Source organism: Psychrobacter sp. FME5 (assembly GCF_014861375.1).
GTDB lineage: Bacteria > Pseudomonadota > Gammaproteobacteria > Pseudomonadales > Moraxellaceae > Psychrobacter.
On the sequence record NZ_RRYX01000137.1, the window covers coordinates 1 to 6,540 of the forward strand.

Consider the following 6,540-nt stretch of genomic DNA (forward strand, 5'->3'; position numbering starts at 1 on the left):
AGTATGGACATACTTAAAAACTTTGCGCGCAAAGTTTTTAAGTATGTCCATACTAATTAATATTCTGTATTTATACTAAATAGAGAGTACATGAGTGAGTTGAAATTATGAATAAAATCTGGATAGCCCCATCTATACTTGCCGCAAATTTTGCTCGGCTAGGCGATGAAGTACGATCTGTATTAGATGCTGGAGCTGATATTATTCACCTTGATATTATGGACAACCATTATGTTCCTAATCTTACTATGGGACCTCAAGTTTGTGCTGCACTACGAGCTGAAGGGATAAAGGCACCAATAGATGTCCATCTAATGGCAACTCCTGTCGATTCCTTAATAATTGACTTTGCGAAAGCTGGTGCCACTTATATCTCCATCCATCCAGATGCCACGACCCATTTAGATCGGTCACTCCAGCTTATTCGAGATTGCGGTTGTAAACCCGGATTAGTTTTCAACCCTGCTACTTCTCTTGATGCCTGTCAATATGTGATGGATAAAATTGATCTTATTCTCATCATGTCGGTCAATCCTGGTTTTGGTGGTCAAACATTTATTCCAGCTGTTCTTCCCAAAATTAGAGAAGCAAGAAATTTGATTGATAACAGTGGCAGAAATATTCGTTTGGAAGTAGACGGTGGTATTAAAGAGGAAAACATTGCAGAGATAGCGAGGTGTGGGGCGGATACTTTTGTCGCAGGCACCGCGATTTTCGGAAAACATGATTATGAGCAAGTAATCACAGCAATGAAAGCTAGTGCAGCTTCGGCAAGAGATTCTTAAATACTAGCAATGTAATTCAGAAAATATATTTTAATTTTTGGAGAATTAATAATGGCGCACCCGCCACTTAAGAACAATAACCTTATTCGTGCATTGCTATGCCAACCGGTTGATAGAACACCGATTTGGTTGATGCGTCAAGCAGGTCGCTATCTTCCTGAGTATAGAGCACTGCGTGAACGTGTTGGATCATTTGTTACGTTAATGAAAACCCCTGATTATGCGACAGAAGTGACGTTACAGCCACTTCAACGTTTTGATTTGGATGCTGCTATTGTTTTTTTCGACATTTTAACAATTCCTGATGCAATGGGGTTAGGTCTGTATTTCGTCGAAGGCGAAGGTCCGAAATTCATGCATCCAGTACGTGATGAAAAGTCTATTGATCGGTTGTCACTCCCTCCACAAGAATCTCTTTCTTATGTATATGATACTGTTACTCAATGCCGCCATGAGCTAGGTGGTAAAGTACCTCTGATTGGTTTCTCAGGGAGTCCATGGACCTTAGCTTGTTACATGGTTGAAGGGGAAGGTTCTAGAGATTTCCACATAGTGAAAAAGATGCTTTATAAAAATCCTGAGATTCTACAACGCTTACTTAAATTGAATAGTCAGGCAGTAGTGCAGCACCTTAATCAGCAGATTGAAGCTGGTGCTCAAGCTGTTATGATTTTTGATACTTGGGGAGGTATGCTTAATCATTCAGCTTACAGAGAGTTTTCATTACAACATATAACTTATGTAATTGAGAATTTGAAACGTCAACATGACGGGCAGCAAATTCCATCTATTGTCTTTACGAAAGGTGGAGGACAGTGGCTACAGGATATGGCAAAATGTGGAGCAAATGCGCTAGGCCTAGACTGGATGACCGATCTCGGTTCTGCACGCCAAATTGTAGGAGATCAAGTAGCGCTACAAGGTAACTTAGATCCAGCTGTTTTACTTGCTTCTAATTCACAGATCAAGGATGAAGCTGATCGAATCATGACCTCATTCGGAAAAACGGCAGATGGCTCTGGGTATGTTTTTAATCTTGGACATGGGATTTCTAAAGATACTGAAGTTGAAGCAGTTGAGGCACTGGTAGAAGCAGTTCATCAATTCCGATTTCCAACTGGAAGCAGTATATGAAAGATTCTATATTTGATTTTGATAAAATGCTTTGCTTTGCTTTGTACTCAACGTCAAATGCTATGATGCGCAGTTATGCTAAACCATTGAAAGAAATAGGTATAACTTACCCACAACTGTTGGTTTTAGTAGCGCTCTGGGAACAGAATGATGTATCGGTCAGTACACTTAGCGAAAAGACTTTATACGATTTAGGGACGCTGACGCCAATTATTAAACGTTTAGAAAGTGCAGGTATGATAAAAGTTTATCTTGATTCTTTGGATCGTCGACGTCGAAACGTGATGATCACAGAACAAGGTCTGGAACTTAAGGCATCCGTAACCGAGATATTTGAAGATATGCGCTGTAGGATTAATCTAACGGACGAAGAAGTTATTGCTGCATTGAATATTTTTAGAAAAATAAAAGGTGGACTTATTACATAGTTTATTATGCTATACAGTTTTTTATACTACAGAAGGTTATAAATATTAGTTAAATGCCTTAACTATAAATTGCATCTAAAATAGTTTTAGGTTCTAAACTCTCTACACGCCAATAACCTAATTGTTGTTCAGCAACTATCTTAGCTAAACGCGACCCCAATACCACATAGTTAAAGTCTGCTAGTTTAAGCGGGACAACTTTGATGTCCGAATCAAATAGTATTGGTTGATTGACTATAGTTATCCAATGATTAAAGGCTTCTCTACTACTAATGATAACAATAGGCTTTGATTGCGCTGCTGACACAATAAAGGGCTTATTGAACTGCTGTAACCATTGATGATAACTAATAAGTGCATTGCATTGCATAGTGTTTTCATACCATGCAATGCTATCAATACAGACACCACGCGCCTTTAATGTATTAACCAACAACCTCCGTCCACCAAGACCGCGCCATACTAATAGTTTATCACCCGCTTTCAGCTGCTCAATTTCCTTCATTACTAGCATACCTTCATTACTAGCAATTATTGGCTGTACAACCCGATGATTCTGGGACTTTACTCGGGTATCTTTCAACAACGTTGCGGCAGTCGCATTGCCAACTGCTATGATCATACTATCAGATTCGTTGTTAACACGCGCTTTTAAAATGGCTGATAATAACTTGTTGTTATCAGCCATTAGTGATTCTTCCTCAAGTGCTTTCCACATTCTTAAACCTGATATTGCTGCGGTTGGACTCATGACAACTAGCGCTTTGTAGCCACCTGTTAACCAATCACACATTAATCCAATATCAATTTTTGATATTTGGCGTAGCTGCAATGCTAGTAGCGGTATATCAACTACTGTAAAACCGGCGGCTTGCAAATGATGTGTTAAGAGAGCAGAACGTTCTATTGGGCGAGTATTAATAACAATTGGTAAGGAAGATGACGATGCGGAATAGGACATAGAGATACCATTTCTTGCAAGACTCAAGATCGTTTAACGTGAATTTTGTGTAGCGACCCACTAATTTTAGAATATTATTAAGGGCATACCCCAAGGGAACCAGTTATTTAGCCCCTCAAACCTATTAACAGACTACTTAAAACAGACTGGTATAATGGAACCACTTATAACAGACTGTTTGAATAAAAAAGATGGTTACTAACCTCTTTTTAGCAAAATTCTATATAACTGTGGTCGCTCCCTCTCCCTTTGCTATCATAATCGCTCTCTAGCGCTCGTTTAAGCATCTTCTAGGCTCTAATTACCCATAAGTACCTAATAACTGTCTTAGCATGCCTAACAAGCCTATAAGACAGTTTAAGTAGCTGCTTAGCAAAACACTTCAACAAACTGAACTTTTACAGTCAATTTGAAATGACAGTTAACTGTAAGGTGCCACTAATCTTGAACCATTCCTAGCATGTGATAATTTCTGATCCTAAATTTATCAAAAAACAAGCTTAGAAAATCTCTTAAATTGTCTTAAATTTTATGTCTAATAACGGATTATTTAACTATGTGATTTAAGGTTTTTGTGTTTTTAAGGTTTTTAAAGACTTTTAAGAGCTTTTACGTCCGCCACAGCCCTTGCCAGTTGTGGCTTTCACAGCCCATACCACTACGTCTATCGACCCATACCACTACGTCTATCGACCCATACCACTACGTCTATCGACCCATACCACTACGTCTATCGACCTTATAACTACAGCATGTTGAAGTTTGTATTGGAATAGGTTTACAATACTTAGGATTTCTACCAATGAGTGAGAATAATGGATAACTGCAAGCTAGTGACAAAAGACAATAAATTAATCAGTGCCAGTTACTCGCTTGGTATACCTGAGCAGCGTATTATCTTTTTGGCTATCGTTGCAGCAAGGGCACAAGATAAGTTGATTGATGCTAGAGGTGTACTGCAAATCCATGCAAGTAGCTATCAAGAACAATTCAAGGTGGAAAAGCATACTTCATACGATGCGCTAAAAAGTGCGACTAGGGGTTTATTTGATGCTTACTTTGAATATGACGATATTCACAAGCAGACAGGAAAACCAGTACATCACCTCGTTAATTGGGTGCAAAAGATAAGTTATATTGACACAGCGGGTATGATTGAATTGCAGTTCACCGATGATGTTATCCCCCTGATAACAAGACTTAGCGAACAATACACAGAATATGATCTCAAGCAGGTTAGCGAGTTGCAAAGCGAGTACGCAATAAGACTTTACGAATTAATTATGCAATGGAAGTCAGTTGGCAAGACCAACAAGATAGCGACTGACGACTTACGTAAAAAGCTAGGGGTTAAGCCTGAGCAGTACAAAGAAATGCACAACTTCAAGGCTAGAGTTTTAGACCATGCAAAGAAACAAATTAATGAGCATACTGACATAACAGCCGATTATGTTCAGCACAAAACCGGCAGGGTAATAACTGGCTTTACCTTCACATTTAAACAAAAGAAAGCACCTGAGCCGATAGCCAAAGATGATGCGTTCATCAAGATGACAGATAGCCAAGTAAAAACATTCAGTGCCAAACTTGCTGCCTTACCTGAACTTGGCAGTAATGCGCCTATTGGTAAAAGTACCGCTGAGTTTGCCGCTATTATCGCTAATGATCTAGTAGATGAAAATAAGCAAGCCCAGTATATGCCCTATCTTGCAAAGTTAGGTTATCAACCTAAAAAGCATAAGGCATAGCACCATTTTAAATTTCACATATTTTTGCTTTTTAACACTACGTCTTTTCGTAGTGTTGGGGGTGTGGGGGCTTTGCCCCTGCCGATGTTTTGACTTTATAAATGTATGACCGTTAGGGATAAACATTTGTGAAGTCGAAAACTCGCACTTAGTCAGTGGGACTCAACCATCCGTCAATTAACTATATCATAAACTGTTGTTAGGTATTGATGAAATTGCTATAGTCAGATGAGTAAATAATTTGATAATTTAGGATTGTAATATGAGCTTACTAGGTGGTAATGATTTAAAAGAACAGCAGAAGATTAATGGTCTTGAGCTTAAAATAAATAGAGAGAAGCAGAAGCTAGATAAGAAGCTGACACGGCAGAAAATACTACTGGGTGCTTTTCTTGTGGACGCTTTAGAGAAGGATTCTGTACAGGGATTAAAAGACTATATCGCTAAGACACTGCCCGAATATTTAACAAGGCAAACAGATAGGGAGCTATTAAAGGGTCTCATTGAAAACTTGGGTGGTACTATGGCAGCTGATAACAATGAAGACAAATCAAATATTGAAAGAAATATTTGATAAAATTAAAAAAGAAAACCCTGCACAAAGGCAGGGTTTTCGCATCTGTCTAGGGGGGAGGTGTTAACCTACGATACCCCTAGCTCACAACTTAATTATAAGGCTTTCTAGGTATGAATTCAACTGTTAACGGTGAAAGGGTAAAAGGTACGCTATCTTCACCAAGACTATCTACTTACGAAAGAGAGGCTTCTGACTTAGAGGGCGCTTTAGAATTGTATCTATGGAATGCAAATGCATCAGGCGCATTTTTCCCTTGCCTACATATTTGTGAGGTAACTATCAGAAACGCGGTTTCAGAGGTGCTGTTTAAGCTACATGGTAATCAATGGCCTTGGAATAATGGTTTTATAAATACTTTGCCTAATCCTAAATATGGCGATAATCCAAGAAGAAACCTACAGAAAGCAAGCGCTAAGTCATCTGATGTTAACAAGATCATACCTGAGCTGAACTTTGTGTTTTGGCAAAAAATGTTTACCAGTCGTCATGATGATCAGTTGTGGCTGCCTCACTTTAGAGCTATTTTTCCTAATGCTGATGCCAGTATTGCAATAAAAGTGCTAAGAGGTGAGATATATAATGATTTAGAAAAAATTCGAAAATTAAGAAATCGCATCGCTCACCATGAGCCAATATTTAGAAGAAAGCTCGATGAAGATTATAAAGCAATCATAAAAATAATAGACTATAGGTGTGAGGATACAGCTCAATGGTTGAGCTTAAACCAAAACGTAGTCTCGTTGCTGAATAATAAGCCTTGAGATCGATTACTTGTCAAGAATTACCTGTTAAGCACTATTAAAGGCCTTGCTTCCTATACTGGTAAGCAATAATAGAGTTGACATAATTAATTAGTATGGACATACTTAAAAACTTTGCGCGCAAAGTTTTTAAGTATGTCCATACT

At 38.5% G+C, this 6,540-nt stretch carries 7 protein-coding genes; 6 read left to right on the forward strand and 1 reads right to left on the reverse strand.

The window, feature by feature from the left end; genetic code table 11:
* The first annotated feature begins 107 nt into the window (after positions 1 to 107).
* The 3 genes from rpe to EI161_RS12840 are packed head-to-tail and all read left to right on the forward strand — an operon-like array spanning position 108 to position 2,347.
* Complete coding sequence (rpe, locus tag EI161_RS12830; protein ID WP_192529728.1) at positions 108 to 785, forward strand: ribulose-phosphate 3-epimerase; 678 nt, start codon at positions 108 to 110, stop codon at positions 783 to 785.
* A gap of 51 nt (positions 786 to 836) precedes the next feature.
* On the forward strand, positions 837 to 1,919 hold the full coding sequence (gene hemE / locus EI161_RS12835) for a uroporphyrinogen decarboxylase (protein ID WP_192529729.1): 1,083 nt from the start codon (positions 837 to 839) through the stop codon (positions 1,917 to 1,919).
* Entirely contained in the window at positions 1,916 to 2,347 is a 432-nt protein-coding gene (locus EI161_RS12840; protein ID WP_192529730.1) for a MarR family winged helix-turn-helix transcriptional regulator, read from the forward strand. The genes hemE and EI161_RS12840 overlap by 4 nt, the downstream gene beginning before the upstream one ends.
* A gap of 58 nt (positions 2,348 to 2,405) precedes the next feature.
* Here the strand turns inward: EI161_RS12840 and EI161_RS12845 are convergent, their stop codons facing one another.
* The gene (locus EI161_RS12845; RefSeq protein WP_192529731.1) at positions 2,406 to 3,308 is read right to left on the reverse strand and encodes a uroporphyrinogen-III synthase; all 903 of its coding nucleotides are present in this window, start codon (positions 3,306 to 3,308) and stop codon (positions 2,406 to 2,408) included.
* An 815-nt stretch (positions 3,309 to 4,123) separates the two neighbouring features.
* On the opposite strand from EI161_RS12845, the gene repM reads away from it, so the two are divergent.
* From repM to EI161_RS12860, 3 genes are all read left to right on the forward strand, one after another.
* A complete protein-coding gene (repM, locus tag EI161_RS12850) occupies positions 4,124 to 5,056 on the forward strand; it encodes a replication initiation protein RepM (protein ID WP_192529732.1) in 933 nt (310 codons plus the stop codon).
* Between the two features lie 262 nt (positions 5,057 to 5,318).
* Positions 5,319 to 5,630 carry a mobilization protein MobS gene (locus tag EI161_RS12855; RefSeq protein WP_192529733.1) on the forward strand — a complete coding sequence of 104 codons (312 nt, stop codon included), beginning with the start codon at positions 5,319 to 5,321 and terminating at the stop codon, positions 5,628 to 5,630.
* Positions 5,631 to 5,743: 113 nt separating this feature from the next.
* A complete protein-coding gene (locus EI161_RS12860) occupies positions 5,744 to 6,394 on the forward strand; it encodes an Abi family protein (RefSeq protein WP_192529734.1) in 651 nt (216 codons plus the stop codon).
* The last annotated feature ends 146 nt before the right edge of the window (positions 6,395 to 6,540 follow it).

What these genes read in the sequence shown, in the direction of transcription:
- rpe (WP_192529728.1), top strand. Translation starts at nt 108, where the DNA reads ATGAATAAAATCTGGATAGCCCCATCTATACTTGCCGCAAATTTTGCT.
- hemE (WP_192529729.1), top strand. Translation starts at nt 837, where the DNA reads ATGGCGCACCCGCCACTTAAGAACAATAACCTTATTCGTGCATTGCTA.
- EI161_RS12840 (WP_192529730.1), top strand. Translation starts at nt 1,916, where the DNA reads ATGAAAGATTCTATATTTGATTTTGATAAAATGCTTTGCTTTGCTTTG.
- EI161_RS12845 (WP_192529731.1), bottom strand. Translation starts at nt 3,308, where the DNA reads ATGTCCTATTCCGCATCGTCATCTTCCTTACCAATTGTTATTAATACT.
- repM (WP_192529732.1), top strand. Translation starts at nt 4,124, where the DNA reads ATGGATAACTGCAAGCTAGTGACAAAAGACAATAAATTAATCAGTGCC.
- EI161_RS12855 (WP_192529733.1), top strand. Translation starts at nt 5,319, where the DNA reads ATGAGCTTACTAGGTGGTAATGATTTAAAAGAACAGCAGAAGATTAAT.
- EI161_RS12860 (WP_192529734.1), top strand. Translation starts at nt 5,744, where the DNA reads ATGAATTCAACTGTTAACGGTGAAAGGGTAAAAGGTACGCTATCTTCA.